At 63.9% G+C, this 18,675-nt stretch carries 16 protein-coding genes and 1 pseudogene; 7 read left to right on the top strand and 10 right to left on the bottom strand.

Going from position 1 to position 18,675, the window contains the following annotated elements; translation table 11 throughout:
• Positions 1 to 66: 66 nt before the first annotated feature.
• Together YUA_RS0110465 and YUA_RS0110460 are read right to left on the bottom strand one after the other, a co-directional pair.
• Positions 67 to 1,137, bottom strand: coding sequence for a dienelactone hydrolase family protein (locus YUA_RS0110465; protein ID WP_027530638.1), 1,071 nt, complete (start codon positions 1,135 to 1,137; stop codon positions 67 to 69).
• 35 nt (positions 1,138 to 1,172) lie between these two features.
• On the bottom strand, positions 1,173 to 2,144 hold the full coding sequence (locus tag YUA_RS0110460) for a S1C family serine protease (RefSeq protein ID WP_027530637.1): 972 nt from the start codon (positions 2,142 to 2,144) through the stop codon (positions 1,173 to 1,175).
• A 284-nt stretch (positions 2,145 to 2,428) separates the two neighbouring features.
• Between YUA_RS0110460 and YUA_RS0110455 the strand changes: the two genes are divergently transcribed.
• From YUA_RS0110455 to YUA_RS0110430, 6 genes are all read left to right on the top strand, one after another.
• Positions 2,429 to 3,847, top strand: a complete 1,419-nt coding sequence (locus YUA_RS0110455) for a M20 family metallopeptidase (RefSeq protein WP_027530636.1) — start codon at positions 2,429 to 2,431, stop codon at positions 3,845 to 3,847.
• 260 nt (positions 3,848 to 4,107) lie between these two features.
• On the top strand, positions 4,108 to 5,898 hold the full coding sequence (locus tag YUA_RS0110450; RefSeq protein WP_027530635.1) for a peptide ABC transporter substrate-binding protein: 1,791 nt from the start codon (positions 4,108 to 4,110) through the stop codon (positions 5,896 to 5,898).
• A gap of 29 nt (positions 5,899 to 5,927) precedes the next feature.
• Positions 5,928 to 6,887: an ABC transporter permease gene (locus tag YUA_RS0110445; RefSeq protein WP_027530634.1), complete on the top strand. Its 960-nt coding sequence runs from the start codon at positions 5,928 to 5,930 to the stop codon at positions 6,885 to 6,887.
• Complete coding sequence (locus tag YUA_RS0110440; RefSeq protein WP_027530633.1) at positions 6,853 to 7,770, top strand: ABC transporter permease; 918 nt, start codon at positions 6,853 to 6,855, stop codon at positions 7,768 to 7,770. The genes YUA_RS0110445 and YUA_RS0110440 overlap by 35 nt, the downstream gene beginning before the upstream one ends.
• Positions 7,770 to 8,765 carry an ABC transporter ATP-binding protein gene (locus tag YUA_RS0110435; protein ID WP_027530632.1) on the top strand — a complete coding sequence of 332 codons (996 nt, stop codon included), beginning with the start codon at positions 7,770 to 7,772 and terminating at the stop codon, positions 8,763 to 8,765. Before YUA_RS0110440 ends, YUA_RS0110435 begins: the two co-directional genes overlap by 1 nt.
• The gene (locus tag YUA_RS0110430; protein ID WP_027530631.1) at positions 8,762 to 9,730 is read left to right on the top strand and encodes an ABC transporter ATP-binding protein; all 969 of its coding nucleotides are present in this window, start codon (positions 8,762 to 8,764) and stop codon (positions 9,728 to 9,730) included. Before YUA_RS0110435 ends, YUA_RS0110430 begins: the two co-directional genes overlap by 4 nt.
• Before the next feature lie 66 nt (positions 9,731 to 9,796).
• Here the strand turns inward: YUA_RS0110430 and YUA_RS0110425 are convergent, their stop codons facing one another.
• The 3 genes from YUA_RS0110425 to YUA_RS0110415 form a co-directional block, all read right to left on the bottom strand.
• Positions 9,797 to 11,704: a diguanylate cyclase domain-containing protein gene (locus tag YUA_RS0110425; protein WP_027530630.1), complete on the bottom strand. Its 1,908-nt coding sequence runs from the start codon at positions 11,702 to 11,704 to the stop codon at positions 9,797 to 9,799.
• A gap of 175 nt (positions 11,705 to 11,879) precedes the next feature.
• The gene (locus tag YUA_RS0110420; RefSeq protein ID WP_027530629.1) at positions 11,880 to 12,101 is read right to left on the bottom strand and encodes a dodecin; all 222 of its coding nucleotides are present in this window, start codon (positions 12,099 to 12,101) and stop codon (positions 11,880 to 11,882) included.
• A 148-nt stretch (positions 12,102 to 12,249) separates the two neighbouring features.
• On the bottom strand, positions 12,250 to 13,500 hold the full coding sequence (locus tag YUA_RS0110415; RefSeq protein WP_027530628.1) for a glycosyltransferase family 87 protein: 1,251 nt from the start codon (positions 13,498 to 13,500) through the stop codon (positions 12,250 to 12,252).
• 551 nt (positions 13,501 to 14,051) lie between these two features.
• On the opposite strand from YUA_RS0110415, the gene YUA_RS0110410 reads away from it, so the two are divergent.
• Entirely contained in the window at positions 14,052 to 14,456 is a 405-nt protein-coding gene (locus YUA_RS0110410; RefSeq protein WP_027530627.1) for a hypothetical protein, read from the top strand.
• A 28-nt stretch (positions 14,457 to 14,484) separates the two neighbouring features.
• Here YUA_RS0110410 and YUA_RS0110405 read toward each other — a convergent pair whose 3' ends face one another.
• From YUA_RS0110405 to YUA_RS0110390, 5 genes and pseudogenes are all read right to left on the bottom strand, one after another.
• A complete protein-coding gene (locus YUA_RS0110405) occupies positions 14,485 to 15,042 on the bottom strand; it encodes an HNH endonuclease (RefSeq protein ID WP_018316280.1) in 558 nt (185 codons plus the stop codon).
• 239 nt (positions 15,043 to 15,281) lie between these two features.
• Positions 15,282 to 16,244 carry a peptidyl-alpha-hydroxyglycine alpha-amidating lyase family protein gene (locus YUA_RS0110400; protein ID WP_027530626.1) on the bottom strand — a complete coding sequence of 321 codons (963 nt, stop codon included), beginning with the start codon at positions 16,242 to 16,244 and terminating at the stop codon, positions 15,282 to 15,284.
• A 39-nt stretch (positions 16,245 to 16,283) separates the two neighbouring features.
• A pseudogene (locus YUA_RS48045) lies at positions 16,284 to 16,550 on the bottom strand (monooxygenase); the annotation flags it as partial.
• A gap of 221 nt (positions 16,551 to 16,771) precedes the next feature.
• A complete protein-coding gene (locus YUA_RS0110395) occupies positions 16,772 to 17,857 on the bottom strand; it encodes a DUF2855 family protein (protein ID WP_027530625.1) in 1,086 nt (361 codons plus the stop codon).
• Positions 17,858 to 17,933: 76 nt separating this feature from the next.
• Positions 17,934 to 18,599: a DNA-3-methyladenine glycosylase gene (locus YUA_RS0110390; protein ID WP_027530624.1), complete on the bottom strand. Its 666-nt coding sequence runs from the start codon at positions 18,597 to 18,599 to the stop codon at positions 17,934 to 17,936.
• Positions 18,600 to 18,675 lie beyond the last annotated feature (76 nt).

Genomic DNA, 18,675 nt, shown 5'->3' with positions numbered 1-18,675 from the left:
CGGGCGGATAACGTCGGCCCGGAGTGATGGTTCCGCGACAGTGCGGCGCAGGTAAGGACGGCTGGTTCATCCCCCGTTCAGCCACTCCAGCAGTTCGGCATTGATCTCGCGCGGATAGGCGTGGCTGAGATCGTCGATCTCGCGGTAGGTGACATCGGCGCTGGCGGCAGCAAGTGCTCCCTGCGTCTGCCGTGCGGTCTGCACGGGAAACATCCAGTCGAGCTTGCCATGGGTGATGAAGATCGGCAGGCCCTGCAGTCGCGTGGCGTCGGCCATCTCCGCCATCAGGGGATGGAACGTCGCCGACACCGGCGCAAGATGAGTGAAGGGCGAGGCGCCGTCGAGGCCGCTGACGTAGCAGAAGGTGCCGCCGTCGCTCATGCCGGTCAGCAGCAAGCGTGAGGCATCGACATTCCAGCGCTTGCGCACGGTTTCGAGGATGCGCATGAGGTTGGGCGTATCGGTGTCGTCGCCCATCAGCGCCCAGGTCTGCCCGATCGCAGTTGGCGCCACTAGGATGGCGCCAAGGCTGCGGGCATCGCGCAGCCAGCTCCACAAAAAACCGCGGCCGTTGCCGCTGCCGCCATGCAACGCCATCACCAGAGGCATGGCGCGATCGCGTGTGTAATATTCGGGCACATAGACCGAGAAGCCGCCGCGGCTGCCGGGCTCGTTGTGGTCGTGGAAGATGCCGGTGTGCTCGCTCGCCCCGACCTCGAGCCGTGACAGCAGCTCCTCATTCTCGCGATTAGCGGTGTTGAGGAAGAAATTGCTGACCGGAGGAAATTGCACCGACAGCGGATACAGCGCCTCTTGTGCGCGCGGCAGATGGCGCAGCGCGCGGAACACAGCGACGAGATCGCCGTCGCCGCGCTCGACGTCGCGGATGCCGGCAAAGGTGGCGAGCGTCTCATTGCAAGCGCCATTCAGCCGTTCGCGCAGTCCGGCGAACTGCTCCGGCCATGCGTCGATCGCTGCATGGGCCGACTGAAGCGCATCGTCCGGCGCGCCGATGGCGTTCATCACCGTGGCGAAGGCCGGCGGATGCAGATGCCGCTGGAAGAAGCCGAGCGCTTCCAGCGCATTGAGGAGCGGCGGCAGCACGGCCACGATGTCGTCAATGACGGCCTCGGTCATCGCCGCTTCCTCTGCTTGGAGTCAGTTCAATCTTGTCAGTGCAGCTGCGGCGCCTTCAGAAGCTTGAAGCGGTCGGTCGACGTCACCGTGACATCGAAGGTGACGCCTTCATGATGCACGGTGAGCGGCACGTCGACGCCGGCCGCACCCAGCCCCCACATCTTCTTGTAGAAGGCCGTCTGGCTCGTGACCGTTTCGCCAGCGACAGCAAGAATGACGTCGCCGGTCTTGAGCTCGGCGCGGGCGGCGGGACCGTTAGCGGAGATTCCGATCACCAAAACGCGGTTGTCGATCTCGGTCGAAAAGAGCCCGAGCCACGGCCGTGCCGGCTGGTTGACGCGGCCGAACTTGCGGAGATCGTCGAGGATCGGCTTCAACAGGTCGATCGGCACGATCATGTTGACGTGCTCGGCCTTGCCGTCGCGTTCACGCTCGAGCTGGAGCGAGCCGATGCCGATCAATTCGCCGCGCGCGTTGATCAGGCCCGTGCCGCCCCAATTCGGATGGGCAGGATAGGTGAACAAGGCCTCGTCGAGCAGATACTCCCAGTAACCGGCGAATTCCTGCTTGGCGACGATCTGGCTCGCGACCGATCGCGTCCGTCCTCCGGCGCCACCGACCACGACGCGGTCGCCGAGCCGGGTCTCGGCCGACGAGCCAAGCGGCAGCGGCTCGACGTCGAGCCGGCCGAGCGCCTGCACCAGGCCGAAGCCGGTGACGGCATCGAAGCCGAGCACATGTCCCTCCACCACGCGTCCGTCGCCGAGGTGCAGCCAGACGGATTCTGCCTCCGTGATGAGATAGCCGATGGTGAGCACCAGCCCGTCATCGATGACCACACCGTTGCCGGCGCGTTCGGTGCCGAGCGTTTCGGCGCTGAAGGCGTCCGGCGGGATGATGGCGTGCAGGCCGACGACGGAGGCGAGCGCACGGTCGAGATCAAAGCCGTAATCGCTCGCACGCGGCTGATTGGCCGGCGGCACTCTCCATTCGGTCAAGGCGGGCATGGAGTTCTCCTGGCTGAGCATCGCTCCGCCATGGCTGCGGAATAACGCGCGAAGCAAGCATAATTTAGGCCGGAGGAGGCCGTCTTGAAAGACTTGACCGCAACTATTCCAGATGTCGCGCCGCCGATTTCCGAAGATGACAGGAATTGTTTGCCTAAAGTCGGCCGACGGCGGCCCAATCCGGCATCGGTCGCATGGCTGGTGTCCCGCGAGATGCTAGGCGGGGTTCAATGAAGCTGCTAACCATTGCCGCTTCGTTTGACCAAGAGATCACGGACCAAACCATGGACAATCGCAGCGACATCTGGCGTGGCATCGACACGATCAAGGGACGTTTCATCGACCTTAGCGACAAGGTCTGGGGCATGCCCGAAGTCTGCTACACCGAGGCGCGTTCCGCCGCCGAGCATCTCACTGAGCTGCACCACCAGGGTTTCCGCATCACCGAGAATGTGGCGGGCATTCCGACGGCGGTGATGGGCGAATGGGGCGAGGGCGGTCCGGTCATCGCCTTCATGGGTGAATATGACGCGCTGCCGGGCCTGAGCCAGGAGGCCGGAATTGCCGAGCACCGTCCGGTCGAGACCGGCGGTCACGGCCATGGCTGTGGTCACAATCTGCTCGGATCCGCGGCACTTCTTGCCGCGACCGCAGTGAAGGACTGGCTCGCCGAGAACAAGGTGCCCGGCCGCGTGCGCTATTATGGCTGCCCGGCGGAAGAAGGCGGCGCGGCCAAGGCCTTCATGGTGCGCTCCGGCGCGTTCGAGGACGCCGATATCGCCATCACCTGGCATCCGCACAGTTTCTGGGAAGTCGCGGTGACGCCGTCGCTCGCCAACACCCGCGCCGACTTCATCTTCACCGGCCGCACCTCGCATGCGGCGGCTTCGCCCCATCTCGGCCGCTCCGCGCTCGACGCGGTGGAGCTGATGAATGTCGGCGTGAACTATATGCGCGAGCACATGCCGAGCGATGCGCGCGTGCATTACGCGCTGCTCGATACCGGCGGCATCGCGCCCAACGTGGTGCAGGCCCATGCCCGCGTGCGCTATTCCATCCGCGCCCGTGATCTTCCCGGCATGAACGAACTGGTCGGGCGCGTCAGCAAGATCGCAGAGGGTGCAGCCTTGATGACCGAGACCAAGGTCGAGATGAAGATCATCTCCGCGGTTTCGAACATCCTGCCGAACACGCCGCTGGAGCAGGCACTGCATCGCATCATGGAAGAGCTCGGACCGCCGCATTTCGACGACGCGGACAAGGGCTTTGCCGGTCAGATCCGCGCGACGCTGACCGACAAGGACATCGCGTCGGTCTATTACGCGATCGGCATGGAGCCGACCGATCGGCCGCTGGCCGACTTCCTGGTGCCGCTCGACGCCAAGCGTAACCCGCTGGTCGGCTCGACCGACGTGGGCGATGTGAGCTGGGTGGTGCCGACCGTGCAGGTTCACGCACCGACGGTTGCAATCGGCACGCCGTTCCACACCTGGCAGGTGGTCGCGCAGGGCAAGAGCCCGCATGCCCACAAGGCGATGGTGCAGGCGGCCAAGGCGATGGCTGGCCTCGGCATCAAGGCATTGACAGAACCGGAACTGATCAAGGCCGCGAAGGCTGACCTGACGAAGCGTACGACCAAGACGCCTTACGTCTGCCCGCTGCCGGATCACGTCGAGCCGCCGCTCGATATGTCCGTGGCGTAGAATTCCGTCTCGATACTTCGTCTGATCCTGCGAACAAATTTTTCGCAGTGCAACTTGGTTTCCAGCGGATTTTGACGCTGGAATGCCGAACCGTTGGGCTGCGGAGCGAAGTTTTGCTCAACAGACAGCCAGAAGACCGTTTGCACACACACGGTCGCAGTTGACGCGCGGCCTATTCAGTGTGCCATCTACCGCCAGCCAAAACCCGGCGGCCGTCCCGCGGCCGCCTGCATCCATACGGGAACCAGACGGGGACAACCATGCTGGATAAAGAACTGCGTTCGATGATTGGTGACGTGAAGGACGGGCGGATGGATCGCCGCGCCTTCATCCAGCGCCTGGCCGCCGTCGGCCTCACCGCGCCCATGGCAAACCAGATCCTCGCCATCGGCGGCGTCGCCATGGCGCAGAGCCCGAATCCGTATCCTCCGACCAAGCGCGGCGGCGGCGGTCCGCTGAAGCTGTTGTGGTGGCAGGGGCCGACTTTGCTCAATCCGCATTTCGCCACCGGCACCAAGGATCAGGACGGCTCGCGCATCTTCTACGAGCCGCTCGCGAGCTGGGATGTTAACGGCCATCTCAATCCGATCCTCGCCGCTGAAATTCCGTCGATCAAGAATGGCGGCCTTTCGGAAGACGCCAAATCGGTCGTCTGGAAACTCAAGCCCGGCGTCAAATGGCACGACGGAAAGCCGGTTACCGCCGACGATCTCGTCTTCACCTGGGAATATGCCAGCGACCCCGCCACGGCATGCGTCTCGATCAGCACCTATAGCGGCCTCACCGTCGAGAAGGTCGACGACCTTACCATCCGCATCAAGTTCAACGACCCGACCCCGTTTTGGGCGAATGCCTTTGTCGGGGCCTACGGCTGCATCATCCCGAAACATCTGTTCGCCGAATATAAGGGTGGCAAGTCCCGCGAGGCCCCGAACAACCTGAAGCCGGTCGGCACCGGCCCCTACAAGTTCGTCGAGTTCAAGCCGGGCGACCTGGTGCGCGGCGAGATCAATCCCGACTACCACATGGCCAATCGGCCGTATTTCGACAGCGTTGAAATGAAGGGTGGCGGTGACGCGGTCTCGGCGGCGCGCGCCGTCATCCAGACCGGCGAATATGATTTCGCCTGGAACATGCAGGTGGAGGACGAAGTTCTGCTGCGCCTGGAAAAGGGCGGCAAGGGCAAGACTCTCTACGCCGTCGGCGGCGACATCGAGTTCATCGCCATCAACTTCACCGATCCCAACACCGAGATCGACGGCGAACGCTCCTCATTGAAGACCAGGCATCCGATCCTGTCGGACCCCAGGGTGCGCCAGGCGCTCGCGCTTTTGGTTGATCGCGATTCCGTCAAGAAGGCGATCTACGGCCGCGCCGGCCGCACCACCGCGAACTACCTCAATGGCCCCGAGGAGTTCGTGTCCAAGAACACCAAATGGGAATTCAGCGTCGAGAAGGCGAGCGCACTGCTCGATGAGGCCGGATGGAAAACCGGCGCAGACGGCGTCCGCGAAAAGGACGGCAAGAAGCTGAAGCTCCTGTTCCAGACCTCGATCAACGGTCCGCGCCAGAAGACCCAGGCGATCATCAAGCAGGCCTGCCAGAAGGCCGGCATCGACGTCGAGCTGAAATCGGTCGTGGCCTCGGTGTTCTTCTCCTCCGACGTCGCCAACCCCGACACTTATTCCAAGTTCTTCGCCGACATCGAGATGTTCCAGATTCCGATGACGCAGCCGGATCCGGCCCTGCACATGCGCCGCTACCATTCGCGCAACGTGGCCACCAAGGAGAACAAATGGCAGGGGCCGAACTTCCCGCGCTGGATCAACAAGGACTTCGACGCGGCGATCGACGCTGCCGAGACGGAGACCGACCCGGTCAAGCGGGCAGGCCTTTACATCAAGTGCAACGATTTGATCTGGCAGGACACGGCCTTCATTCCCGTGATGCACCGTCTCGCCGTGGAGGCCAGCAGCAACACCCTTCGGCCGGCGCTGTCCGGCTGGGCCAACCAAACCGACAATCTCCAGGATTGGTACCGAGAGGGCTGAGTACGGGCGTCTAGGCGGATTATTCGCTCATGAGTCAGTACGTCCTGCGTCGTCTGATGATCGCGATTCCGAGCCTGCTCGGAATCTCGCTCGTCCTGTTCGTCGTCCTGGCGCTTGCGCCAGGCGACCCCTTCAGCGAGCTTGCGACCAACCCGAATGTGCCGCCTGAAGTGCAAGCCGCGCTTCGGGCCAGGTTCGGTCTCGACGATCCGATCTACCTTCGCTATTTGCACTGGCTCAACGCCATGCTGCATGGCGACTGGGGCTTTTCCTTTGTTAGCCGGATGAACGTCGATACGCTCATCCTTCAGCGCCTGCCGACCACGCTCTACGTGATCGGCTCGGCGCAGATCCTGGCGCTCCTGATCGCGATTCCCGTCGGCGTTTATGCGGCGACGAAGCCCTATTCGCTGTTCGACCGAATCGCGAACACGCTCGCCTTCGTCGGCTTTTCGCTGCCGACCTTCTTCACTGGCATCCTGTTCATCCTGATCTTCTCGGTCACGCTGGATTGGCTGCCCTTCGTCTACACCACCGACATCAGGGCCACCGGCATCCGCTATGTGCTGGAAATGATCCGGCAGGCGATCATGCCGGTGGCGGTGCTCGGCCTGTTCCAGGCGGCGTCGATGACGCGCTTCGTGCGCTCGGCGATGCTCGATGTGATCCGGCTCGACTACGTCACCACGGCGCGCGCCAAGGGTCTCGGCCAGGCCAAGGTCATCGTCAAGCATGTGATGCGCAACGCCATGATCCCGGTCGTTACGCTGATCGCGCTGCAGTTGCCTGCCGTGTTCGGCGGCGCCATCGTCACCGAGCAGATCTTCCGTATCCCGGGCATCGGCTCGCTCTTGATCTCCTCCATCCTTTCCAACGACACGCCCGTGGTGATGGCCGTCACCTTCGTCTTCGCGTGCCTCGTGGTGCTGTTCAATCTCATCGCGGACGTCCTTTATGGCTGGCTTGACCCTCGCATCTCCCTCCGCTGAGCGGCGCGTCTACTCGCCCTGGCGCGAGACGTGGCGGCGCTTCAGCCGCCACAAGCTTGCCGTGGTTAGTGCGTTCCTGCTCCTCATCTTGATTCTGGCGGTGGTGGCCGGCCCCTTCATCTGGCGGGTCAAGATCGACGACATCGATATCGTTGCGGGCCTGCAGGGGCCGTCGCTCGCCCATCCCTTCGGCACCGACGATCTTGGGCAGGACATCCTCGCCCGCATGATCTATGGCGGCCGCATCTCGCTCGCGGTCGGGCTCGCCGCGATGCTGGTCTCGGTGTTCATCGGCACGCTGATTGGTTCGCTCGCCGGCATGTCGCGCGGCGCGCTCGGGCACGGATTGATGTGGCTCACCGATCTCTTTTTGTCGCTGCCGCAACTGCCGCTGCTCCTGTTGCTGATCTATCTCTTCCGCGACGGGCTGAAGCAGGTGTTCGGCCCCGAGGGCGGCATCTTCATCCTGATCGTGCTCGTGATCGGCGGCTTGCGCTGGATGCCGGTGGCGCGCCTCGTGCGTGCGCAGTTCCTGTCGATCCGCGAAAAGGAATTCGTCGAGGCCGCGCGTGCGCTCGGTGCGAGCCCGGCGCGGCAGGTGGTGAAGCACATCCTGCCCAATGCGCTCGGTCCGGTGATCATCGCCGGCACCATCGACGTTGCCGCCGCGATCATCGCGGAATCGACGCTGTCCTTCCTCGGCCTCGGCTTTCCGCCCGATACCCCGACCTGGGGCCGGCTGCTGTACGATGCCAAGGACTTCCTCGACATCGGCCCGCACTGGGCCTTGTTTCCGGGCGGCGCGATCTTCATCGCGGTGGTCGCCATCAACTTCATCGGCGACGGTCTGCGTGACGCGCTCGATGCGCGACGGGTGATCTGATGGCGCCGCTGCTCGAGATCAAGGGACTCAAGACCCACTTCTCCACCGATGACGGCATCCTGCAGGCCGTCGACGGCGTCGACATCACCATCAACAGGGGCGAGACGCTCTGCGTCGTCGGCGAGTCCGGCTGCGGCAAGACCGTCACCGCGATGTCGATCCTGAAGCTGATCGCAATGCCGCCGGGCCGCATCGCGGCCGGCGAGATCATCTTCGAGGGCCGCGATCTGGTGCCGCTGACGAGCGATCAACTCGACGAGATCCGCGCCAAGGAGATCGGCTTCATCTTCCAGGAGCCGATGACATCGCTCAATCCGGTGCTCACGGTCGGCGAGCAGATCGCCGAGAGCCTGCGTCGGCACGAGGCTGTGACCAGGAAGCAGGCGCTCGAGCGCACCATCGAGATGCTGAAGCTGGTGCAGATCCCGAACGCCGAAGGCCGTGTGCACAACTATCCGCACCAGTTCTCCGGCGGCATGCGCCAGCGCGTGATGATCGCGATGGCGCTGGCCTGCAAGCCCAAGCTGATCATCGCCGACGAGCCGACCACCGCCCTCGATGTCACCATCCAGGCGCAGATCCTCGACCTGCTCCAAGACATGAAGGAGCGCTTCGGCATGGCGGTGATGTTGATCACCCATGCCATGGGCGTCGTAGCCGAAACCGCGCAGCGTGTCGTCGTAATGTATGCGGGCAAGGTGGTGGAGGAGGCGGATGTCGACGCTCTCTTCGCCGATCCGGGTCATCCCTACACGCAAGGCCTGATCCGTTCGATCCCGCGCATCGATCTCGACAGCGAGCACAAGACGCGGCTCGAGGCGATCGGCGGCTCGGTGCCGATCCTGATCAATCCGCCGATCGGCTGCCGCTTCGCGCCGCGCTGCAAGTTTGCCATGAACGTCTGCACCGAGAAGGAGCCGCTGCTGCGCGAGATCGCGCCCGGCCACCGCATGGCCTGTCATCTGGGAGATACGCAGTTGGGAGACGCGGCATGAGCGAGCCCCTGCTCCGCGTCAGCGGCCTGAAGAAATATTTCCCCGTGCTCGGCGGCCTGTTGTCGCGCCAGGTCGGCAGTGTTTACGCGGTCGATGGCGTGTCGTTCTCGGTCAATCGTGGTGAGACGCTTGGTCTCGTCGGCGAATCCGGCTGCGGCAAGTCGACGACCGGGCGCTGCGTGCTGCGCCTGATCGAGCCGACCGACGGCGAAGTCATGTTCGACGGCCAGGACGTCGGCAAGCTCGGCGGCAACGATCTGCGCGCGATGCGGCGGAACATGCAGCTCGTGTTCCAGGATCCGTTCGCCTCACTCAATCCACGCATGACGGTCGGCTCCATCCTTGGCGAGGCCTTCACGATCCACAATCTCGCATCCAACACCAAGGAGCGCGAGGAGCGCGTCGCAGGCCTGCTGGTCAAGGTCGGCCTCAAGGCCGAGCATATGCGCCGCTATCCGCACGAATTCTCCGGCGGCCAGCGTCAGCGCATCGTGATCGCACGTGCGCTCGCGGTCGAACCAAAACTGATCGTCTGCGACGAGCCGGTGTCCGCGCTCGACGTCTCGATCCAGGCCCAGGTCATCAACCTCCTGGAAGATCTCCAGGCGGAGCTGAACCTCACCTATCTCTTCGTCGCGCACGACCTCTCGGTGGTCGAGCACATCTCGGACCGCGTCGCGGTGATGTATCTCGGCCGCATCGTCGAGCTGGCGAAGGCGAGCGACCTCTATCGCAATCCGCAGCATCCCTATACCAAGGCACTGCTCTCCGCGGTGCCGGTGCCGGATCCCAGGCTCAAGCGCAACCGCATCCGCCTCAAGGGCGACGTGCCGAGTCCGATGAAGCCGCCGTCGGGCTGCCACTTCCACACCCGTTGCCCGATCGCCCAGCCGCGCTGCGCGGAAAGCGCGCCGGAGCTGAAGGAAGGCGCCGGCGAGCACTTCGTGGCGTGCCATCTGGCCTGACACTGCAAGTTCGAGGGCGAATTTCGGAGGTCACGCGCAGCTACGCCTGGTGAGCGGCTGATCTCCTCACGCGCGTTTCGCGGGCCACGGCACGATCTGGCCCGACATCGCCAGCCGGTCGCGTCCGCCGTCCTTGGCGGCGTAAAGCGCGCGATCGGCCGCCGCCACCAGCGCGTTGCAGTCGGTCGTAACCTGCGATGGCATCCCGGTGGCGCCGCCAAGGCTGACCGTTACCAGGCGGGATGGCGGGTTCTGTGCGTGCAGCATTGCAAGCTCACGCATCGCCTCGCGGACGCGTTCGCCGATCTCGGCGCAGCCGTTCGCATCGGTGCTCGGCAACAGCAGGGCAAATTCCTCGCCGCCATATCGTGCCGCCAGGTCAGCAGGGCGCTTGGCCTGCGCGGACAGGACCCTTCCCAGCGCGCGCAAGCATCCGTCGCCGGCCTGATGGCCATAATGGTCGTTGAACTTCTTGAATTGATCGACATCGATCAGCAGCAGCGAGAGCGGTGTGTCGTCGCGTCTGGCGCGGGCCCATTCTTCCGCAAGGCGCTCATCGAAATGCCGCCGGTTGGCGAGTCCCGTCAGTCCGTCGGTGGTCGCCTGCGAGGCGAGCTTGTCCTGCAAGTCCTTCTGCTCGGTCATGTCGCGCAGGACTGCCACGACGCCGTCGATCTCGCCCGTATCGGACGCCCTGGTCACGTGCAGGGTCGACTCGGCCCAGATGTCCCCCTTTTCGCGATGGCGTTGGCGATACACGAACCTGGCCTCCTCGGCCTCGCCGTTTCTCAGAGCCGCCATCGTCTGCTCGACCCGCTCCAGGTCGTCTGGATGGACGCCGGCCACCGCCGACGTGCCCAACAGCTCATCGGGACTCCAGCCGATGATGCGCGCGCACGATGGAGACACGTAGAGCAGCCGGTTATCGCGCCCGACCCGGGTCACCATATCGCTGGACTGTTCGGCGAGCAGGCGGAAATGAGCCTCACTGGCGGCCAGCGCCGCCGCCATACGTTGCCGCTGGAACAACTGCCGCACGAGGTAGAAGCCGATCACAGCGATCACGCAGGTCAGGCCGACGACGTAGGCCATGCGCGTGACGGCCGCCCGCCGCCACGGCGCGAGTACCTCGTCCTCCGCCTTGGTCGCGACCACCATGAGCGGATAGCGGCTGCTGCGCTGATAATAGCTTAGCCGCTGCACGCCATCGAGCGGCGACGTGAAATAGTAGACCGCAGCGGCGGGCCGGCTGTTCCATTCTCTGTACAACGGCGCATTGGACAGGTCGCGTCCGACGAAGGTGCCGTTCTGGTCGTGGCTGCGCGCCAGCATGATGCCGTCATTGTTCAGCAGCGACGCCGAGCCGTTCGGCCCGACGTCGAACCGTCCGTAGAATTTGACGAAATAGGCGGCGTCGATCGTGACCAGGGCAACCCCGGCAAAGCTGCCGTCGGGGTGGTTGATCCGGCGCGACGCCGTGATGATCCATTGGCCGCCGGCGCGACTCCTGACCGGCCGTCCGATCAACGTGTTGCGATCCGGCGAGTCGCGATGGCGCTGGAAATATTCGCGGTCGCTGTTGTTGAGCTTCGAAAAATCAACCGGCTCGGTTGCGGCAAGCCATCGGCCGGCCTCATCATAAACGAAGATGCCACGGATGCGGTCCGATGATTTGCGGGTCGGCAGATAGATCTGGAGCTTTGCGACCGCGTCCGGGCCCATCCCATCGAGCTCGAGCCGATTGACCAGCCCGACCAGGATCGTATCGACGAGCTCGAACGTATCGTCCGCGTGCTGCACCAGCGAGTGGGCGAGATTGGTCACGTCCACTTCGGCATTCTTCAATTCGGTGGCGCGTGTTTCCCATTCGCGCCAGCCGGCCAGGGCCATGATCGCGACGCACGCCAGCGCAACGAATCCTGCGGCCCACAAAGGGAGGCGGGTTTTGCCGATGTCACTGCGGCTCGTGACCATGCCGGCTTGCTCCAATTTGGGGCAAACCTCTCATTTTCGCCTTAACGGCACATTGCAATTTCCGCGCTGATTGAGCGGAGTTCTCGTTCCGCGCGGAAAATCCGTAGTCATCACGGATATGTCGCGGATTGTCCGTGCCGAGTTGTTAACCACGACATGGCGCCGATCCGAACCTCTAGGCCTCCAGCGTGAAGCCGACGCGCAGCGTCACCTGGTAGTGGCGCACGGCGTTGTTCTCGATATGGCCACGAGTCTGCACCACCTCGAACCATTTCATCTCGCGAACGGTTTTCGCGGAGCGGCTGATCGCGTTCTTGATCGCATCTTCGATAGAGGTCTCGGACGATCCGACCAGTTCCAGGATCTTGTAGACGTGATCTTTCTCGGCTGTGGGCATGGCGAGCCTCCGTCGGTTGCGCTGCCGCGTTCGCGGTCGCATGGGCTTCCCATCTGAACGGACGGCAGCCCTTCCAGTTCCGTCGGTCGCCATGGCCTGGCTGCGCCAACCGCGCAATCATTCCATGACATGCGTGCCGGACGCGAAGCTACGCGGGCTCGCCGTGCAGGTGGACGGCGGCAGGCCTGGCGTCGCGCAGCAGGCACCGCAGCAGTATCGCGAGCACCGCCATGAGAGCAAAGCCTCCAACGGCCGGAGCCGCGTAATCTTGCAGGTCACTCACGGTGACGTTCTCTGCGGACAGCCGCGCCGACTGCAGCAGTCCATAGGCGTTGGCCAGCAGGAGCAGGGCGTAGATCGCGCTGCGTTCGCGTGGGCTCGCCAGGCTGGCAAAGTCCGGAAGCAGCAGTGCAAGCCCGATCCCCACGATCGGCAGGTCATAGTCATAGGCGTAGGGGCTGATCATCACGGAGACGACCGCGACGATGCCGAGCGCGAAGCGGGGAGACGGTCCGCGAGCAACTGCGAGCGCGACGGCGACCAGCGCGAGCGCTGCCATGGCCATCTGCCCCCAGAACGCTCCAGCGGCGGAGAGGCCGGCCTTGTACAGGGCCGCATAGACCGAGATCATCCGAAACAGCTGGTAGCGGCCTTCCTCCAGAAAGCCTGCGGCTTCCCGGATGCTGCCGAGCCAGGCGACCCAGATTTGCGGACCGAAGGCGAGCGTGCAGACGAGCGAGCTTGCGACCACCACGATCGCGGCGGTCAGCACCGCCGGCCAGTGACGCGTCAACAGCATGTAGATGCCGGCCGCAACGGCCAGATGAGGCTTGATGACCATCAGGCCGAGTGCGATGCCGGCAAGCACCGGGCGCCGTTCCGCGTTGATGCAGACCAGCCCGATCAGGGCGCCGGTCAACAGGCCATTCTGGCCGATCGCAATCGTGATCGCGATGGCCGGGAAAAACACGACGAGCACGAGCGCGAAGTTGCTTCCGGCGACGGTGCGGAGCGCCATCAGATAGGCCGCCAGCGTGACCGCCGTGAAGAGAAAATAGGCGGCCCAGCCGGGAAGGAACGCGAGGGGCGCAAGCAGCAGGTCGAATTGCGGCGGGTAAGTCCAGGGCATGACGTCAGCCGCGCCACCGGCTGCCGCGAGCTGCATCTTCGTGAACGACGCGAATTGGTAGGTCGGGTCGAGATCCCCGAGCCAGATCCGTTGCGCGACGATATGGAAGGCGGTGAAGTCGGGTGTCTGGCTGCCGTACCAGAGGCCGCCTTCGAAGAACCGGAACGCCTTGAAGACGAGGATGGCTGCCAGCAGCGCAACAATGACGCAGACATAGATCGTCCGCCTCCGCGGCGAGGCCTGGATCTGCTCCAACGTTGCGGTGAGCATGGATGACGACCTTGCGACGAGACGGTGCGGCTGCACTTTGCAGCTCAGATTGCCGAGCGAGCCTTAAGAGACGGTAACGAACGGGAAAGGATTCCGGCTTTCAATCGCAATTTGCAATCCGAATTCGCCGCTCGCCATCGTTAACGACAGGCTGGCACGAACGGTTGGATCCGATAGCCCGGGAAATCACCGACTAAAGTCTTTGCAATATTGGGTGGGGCGAACTGGTCCTCGCACGGACTGCAACCCTGATCGCGAGGGTGTTTGTGACGGTCACTGCCAACGATTTCGACCGCTCGAACGGATTGTTTGCAGGCGCGGACATCGGCGCTTCGCCGCCGCTGCGGCGCTGGTCATCATGCTTGGTCTGTTGGGCTATGGCGCGCTGATGGTCTCGCGCGGCCGGCCGCTCCTGCCGAGCTCGGTGCTGTTGAAGGGGTACCTCGCAAACATCGATCAGAGCGCGAGCGGCTTGCCTGCCATCGTCCGCAATCTGCTGCGGAGCGTGACGAGCGCCTACGGCCTGCGGCTCATACGAGCAGCACTACCAGATGGGCCGTTTCGCCCGTTCGTTCTACCGGCGTGCGGTCGGGGTCAACGATCTCGGTCTTGTCGCCTCCGGCAATGCCAATTACGTGCTCGACCTCTGGGGCCTTGGGTCGGAAGATATCCGCTTGGCAAGGACCGCGGGGGAGTACGGTCCCGCGGGGATGGCGGCACTTGCCGATGCGCACGGCGTCGGGCTGGTGATGATCTATGACGCCTGGTTTCCGAAAGGGATACCCTCGGGCTGGACCAAGGTCGCTGTGCTCGAGACCAGGACCGCAACCCTGTCGCAAAGAAACATCACATTCTACTGCACACCACTTGCCGATGCGGCTGAAGTGAGTTCAGCGCTGAATGCATTCAGAACGACGCTGCCGCCACGGGATGCGCTGCACATCGTCGCGCCCTGACATCGTCGCCGCGCGCGACGAGCGCGCGCTACGGATCCAGCTCCGTATCCCAGTAGAGATAGTCCAGCCAGCTGTCGTGCAGATAGTTCGGCGGAAACAGGCGGCCGTTGCGGTGGAGCTGGTGCACGGTTGGGGCGAAGGCGTGCTGGCGCGGAAACATCTTGGCTTGCACCGGCGTGAGATTACCCTTGCGCAGATTACAGGGCGAGCACGCCGCGACCACGTTCTCCCAGGTGGTCTGGCCGCCTTTGCTGCGCGGGATGATGTGATCGAAGGTGAGGTCTTCGGGCGAGCCGCAATATTGGCAGGCGAAACGATCGCGCAGGAAGACGTTGAACCGCGTGAAGGCGGGATGAGTGGTCGGCTTGACGAAGGATTTGAGCGAAACCACGCTCGGCAGCTGCATTTGCAGCGTGGGGCTGTGAACTGCCTGATCGTAATGCGCGACGATATTGACGCGATCGAGAAACACCGCCTTGATCGCGTCCTGCCACGACCACAGAGACAGTGGGTAGTAACTCAGCGGCCGGAAGTCCGCATTGAGGACCAGCACCGGCCAACTGCCTTGCGAGACATGTGCGTTCAAGTAACGCTCCCGGCCTCCAATATACGCTGCGAAGCAGCATGTATTGACATACTACATGCAGCGTGACGGGATTGTGAAGCCCGTTGAGCGACTTATTCAGGCGCAAGCAATACGGCGGCGGGGTGGCGAAGCGCTTAAAACCGCCGTGATTTGGCGGATTCGAGCGGGGTGGGCTCGGAACCATCTGTGCTGTCTACAGTCCCCGCACCCCGGCGCGTCATTCTGCGGCGCCGCCGGCATCACCCTCGCACCCGCTCCAGCTTCTGCAAGCACCGTGTCGCGCGCACCGTGGCCGGGACCTCTTCGTCCGGAAAACTCGTCTTCCAGTCGGTGATGCCGACTTCGCCGACGTAGATATCGCCCTTCGAATCCAGCGCGATACCGTGGGGTGCCAGAAACTTTCCGCTGGCGACACCCGGGCCCTCCTCGCCGCCGAGCCGCGCGATGCGCTTGCCTTTGGCGTCTACGATCGACAGGCGCGGGCCGAGATTGGGCACCTTGCGGTTGACGGCCATGCCAGGGCCGAGCTCGCCGATCACGAAGGTCGGGTTCTTGCCGCCGCCGCAACAGCACAGCGCGCAAGGGCGGTGCAGATTATTCCACTGGGTCTCGTATTTTCCCTCGCCATTAAACACCTGCACGCGATGGTTCTCGCGGTCGGCGACGTAGACCCAGCCGTCGGCATCGGTGGCGATGTTGTGCACGATGTTGAACTGGCCGGGATCGGTGCCGGGCTCGCCCCAGCTTTTGATGAGCTTGCCGTCCGGCGTGTATTTGTGCACGCGCGCATTGCCATAGATCTCGCCCTTCGGTGACAGCGCGGTGTGGGTGCAGCGGTGGAAGGGCTCACCGCTCATGAACGGCGCAGGCTTCGCCGGGATGCCGATCGTCAGCAGCACCTTGCCGTCGGTGGTGCATTTGCGCACAGTGTGGTCGCCGTCATCGGTGCAATAGAGATTGTCGTTGGCGTCGATGTGCAGGCCGTGGGCGCGGCAGAACAGGCCTTCGCCCCAACTTCGAAGAAAATTGCCCTCGCGGTCGAGCACCACCATCGGATGGGCGCCGCGGTTGAAGACGTAGACGCGGTCCTTGCTGTCGACAGCCACAGAGGCGACGTCGGTGAGCTGCCAGCCATCGGGAAGCTTTGCGAAATTTTCGACGACGCGGTAGCGGTGCTCGCCGGTGCCGAGAATGGCTGGCATTGGTGGTCCCCTCTCTCTGTCGCCCTCGTTTGCCGCGGCTCGCGGCAAAATCCCTTCCTCGATCGCCTTGATCTGCAGCGCGAGAAATTTCGAGTTGATCCGGCACTGCGCGAGGCTGCCGGCGATGAACCACAGGCCGGGTTGCCCCGTGCGCGCATACATGTTGCGCAGCTCAAAACCGCTGCCAAAGCCCCAGACCGGGCCGATGCGGCCGGCGACGCCGTCGCCGAACAGATTTCGCACCAGGTATTGCTGCGGCTTGTAGCCGGTCGAGAGCACGATGAGATCGGCTGGAACGGCCGTGCCGCCAGCGCCAGCACATCGCGCCAAAAACTGTCGGCGAGAAAAAGCCGGTCGAATGCTGCGCCATCAGGTTTGCCAAGTGCACGCCCGAATTCATCGAGCCAGGCTTGCGCGGAGACGGCAATATCCTTCGTCCGATCCAGCATGCGCGACCTCGTGGCCGTCTTCGCGGCGTTTCCTCGAGATCAAACGCTATACTGGATCTAGGCCATGTCAAAAGCGCTTTACCCGAGCAGTGACAGCATGTGCCCCTGCTCAGGCGGAATGCGCCCCTTCAGCGTGTCGAGGTAGACCCGCTGCACCGCCTCGGGCCCGCGGCTTTCGACTACGCTCAGGCATCGCTCCAGCATCGGTGCGAAACCGGACCATGCCGGGCCGAAGCGCTGCTCGATTCCGCCCGGGCCCCACTCCTTGGCGCGCTTGCGGATCGTGTCGGGTGCGGAGAACCAGCGCGGCTTTGCGCCGGGCAGTTCGCCCTCGTCGGGCTCGGTGGCGCGATGCGTCAAACCGACGCGCACGGAGCATTTCATCTGGTCGCGGAAGTGTCGGTGCAACTCGGTTCGCAGCGCGCTGTTGCCGGCCATGTCGATGAAGGCAACCGGCGTTTCTGATGGCAACGACGTCACCCGGTCATAGGTGACGATTTCGTCATAGCAGCCGAGCGACGTGGCGAAGCCGGTATTGCCGGCCGAGGTCAGGCCGATCACCTTGCGGCCGCGCGTATGCAGGAGATGGCCGAGCCCGAATGCGGTCTTGCTCGATGCGCTCGAGAGCAGCACGCGGCGCGCGCCGAAATCGTCGTTTTCGGTCAGGAAATCATCGACCAGGAACGACAGCATGAACAACGGCCGCAGCAGCGCCTGGTAGTCGCCCTGCTTGCCAGCATAGGCGGGATCGCCGCTGACGCGCGCATAGGCATTGTAGACGGGCGCCACGCCTTGCCGGTGTGCGGCGCCGTCGCGTAAGCCGCGCTTGCTGACGTCGGCCGCTTCGATAACGAGATGCGTCGCCATCGGGAAATAGCCGAACAGGCGCTCACCCACGGGCACGTTCGGATGTTTCGAGGCGATCACGTCGCCAAAGCCCCACACCGGAATGTTGCCGAAGCCCGCGGGTGCGGGAAACAGCTGCCAATATTTCAGCGCGTCGCCGAGCACGGCATAGGTGATATTGTTCGCGGTCAGCGCAAAGCGATCGACCTTCACCAGCAGCGCATCCTGCGGCAATGTGTCGATCTCAGGGAGCGTGGTTGCGATCGTCTGGCACGTTTCGAAATCGTCGCGCGCAACGATGAAGTCGGTGGCTGTCATGATGTCAGATCCCGGCTTGTGCCTGTGCCGGCATCTCATCGATCACGGGCGCGCCGTTTGCAACAGCAACATAGTTTTAAACGTTGTTCGGTGACTTACCCGGGATCACGCCTTCGCGGTTCTTGATCGCGCGATAGTAGCTCCACCACAGATGTGCCGCGGCCCCGCGCAGCGGCCGCCATGGTTCTGCAAGCGGCGCCATCTGTTTTTCGGTCGGCCGCGCCTTCAGCCCCAGGCCAACCTTGATCCCCTCCTGCACAGCGATGTCGCCGGCTGGCCAGGCATCGCCATGGCCGAGGCAGAACAGCAGATAAACATCGGCCGTCCATGGCCCGATGCCGGGCAGCGCAATCAGCGTGTGGTGCGCGGCCTCGGCGTCTTCTTCCGCAAGCACGTCGAGGTTCAGCCGCTGCGCGATGATCTCGCGCGCGAGATGTTTCAGCGTCTTGATCTTGGCCGCGGACAGGCCAAGCCGCCCCAGCCGGTCAGTGCGGGCACGGCGCACGGCCTCATGATCGAACGGATCGAAGGCGGCCGACAGCCGTCCCCAGATCGCCGCAGCGCTCGCGGTCGAGAGCTGCTGCCCGCAGACGATGTGAGCAAGCCCAGCAAAACCCGGCTCGCGCCGCCGCAACGCCGGCATGCCGGCGATCTCGAGCACGGGCTTGAGACGCGGGTCGCGCTTGACCAGCGCGTGGACGGCTTCTTCGAGATCGGACTGGGTTTCGAGGTGGATGGTCATGGCAATTTGGCAAACTCTCTCCGGCGTCATGGCCGGGCTTGACCCGGTCATCCACGTCTCTCTAACCACTGAGTAT

This window comes from Bradyrhizobium sp. WSM3983 (assembly GCF_000473045.1).
In the GTDB taxonomy this organism is placed as follows: domain Bacteria; phylum Pseudomonadota; class Alphaproteobacteria; order Rhizobiales; family Xanthobacteraceae; genus Bradyrhizobium.
The sequence above is the reverse complement of the archived record's forward strand: the minus strand, read 5'-3'. Positions and strand labels throughout refer to the sequence as shown.

Bases quoted from the DNA above. Each gene is read 5' to 3' on its own strand.
- YUA_RS0110455 (WP_027530636.1), top strand. From the start codon at position 2,429: ATGGACAATCGCAGCGACATCTGGCGTGGCATCGACACGATCAAGGGA.
- YUA_RS0110450 (WP_027530635.1), top strand. From the start codon at position 4,108: ATGCTGGATAAAGAACTGCGTTCGATGATTGGTGACGTGAAGGACGGG.
- YUA_RS0110415 (WP_027530628.1), bottom strand. From the start codon at position 13,500: ATGCTCACCGCAACGTTGGAGCAGATCCAGGCCTCGCCGCGGAGGCGG.
- YUA_RS0110420 (WP_027530629.1), bottom strand. From the start codon at position 12,101: ATGCCCACAGCCGAGAAAGATCACGTCTACAAGATCCTGGAACTGGTC.
- YUA_RS0110460 (WP_027530637.1), bottom strand. From the start codon at position 2,144: ATGCCCGCCTTGACCGAATGGAGAGTGCCGCCGGCCAATCAGCCGCGT.
- YUA_RS0110395 (WP_027530625.1), bottom strand. From the start codon at position 17,857: ATGACAGCCACCGACTTCATCGTTGCGCGCGACGATTTCGAAACGTGC.
- YUA_RS0110465 (WP_027530638.1), bottom strand. From the start codon at position 1,137: ATGACCGAGGCCGTCATTGACGACATCGTGGCCGTGCTGCCGCCGCTC.
- YUA_RS0110400 (WP_027530626.1), bottom strand. From the start codon at position 16,244: ATGCCAGCCATTCTCGGCACCGGCGAGCACCGCTACCGCGTCGTCGAA.
- YUA_RS0110425 (WP_027530630.1), bottom strand. From the start codon at position 11,704: ATGGTCACGAGCCGCAGTGACATCGGCAAAACCCGCCTCCCTTTGTGG.
- YUA_RS0110410 (WP_027530627.1), top strand. From the start codon at position 14,052: ATGGGCCGTTTCGCCCGTTCGTTCTACCGGCGTGCGGTCGGGGTCAAC.
- YUA_RS0110435 (WP_027530632.1), top strand. From the start codon at position 7,770: ATGGCGCCGCTGCTCGAGATCAAGGGACTCAAGACCCACTTCTCCACC.
- YUA_RS0110440 (WP_027530633.1), top strand. From the start codon at position 6,853: ATGGCTGGCTTGACCCTCGCATCTCCCTCCGCTGAGCGGCGCGTCTAC.
- YUA_RS0110390 (WP_027530624.1), bottom strand. From the start codon at position 18,599: ATGACCATCCACCTCGAAACCCAGTCCGATCTCGAAGAAGCCGTCCAC.
- YUA_RS0110430 (WP_027530631.1), top strand. From the start codon at position 8,762: ATGAGCGAGCCCCTGCTCCGCGTCAGCGGCCTGAAGAAATATTTCCCC.
- YUA_RS0110445 (WP_027530634.1), top strand. From the start codon at position 5,928: ATGAGTCAGTACGTCCTGCGTCGTCTGATGATCGCGATTCCGAGCCTG.